This window comes from Synechococcus sp. H70.1 (genome assembly GCF_047502705.1).
In the GTDB taxonomy this organism is placed as follows: domain Bacteria; phylum Cyanobacteriota; class Cyanobacteriia; order Thermostichales; family Thermostichaceae; genus Thermostichus.
Genome location: NZ_JANSIV010000112.1, coordinates 3,893 through 4,194, shown reverse-complemented (window position 1 = coordinate 4,194; position 302 = coordinate 3,893).

Below are 302 nucleotides of genomic sequence, written 5' to 3'. Positions count from 1 at the left end.
CCTTTAGCCACTCGATGGGTACGCGCATCGGGGGAGATTGTACCTGATGCGCGAGTGGTCGGTGTACTAATACCTACTGCGTTGCCAAAGTTTGTGAATGCGCAGGACTCGAATCCCCCCTCACCGCAACCTTCCTGGTAAGGGTACAATCGTTCGGCACGAAGTCTTTGAAGCAGGGGCTGTTTTTCCCAGCGCAAGCGTGAACGGGTAGGCGCGCCTTTGTGCCCTCAACCCCTGTGTCCCCCTCGCCCGCCTCACGGGAGAGAGGGATTATGGAGTGCGGGAGCGAAGCTTCCGCCCAC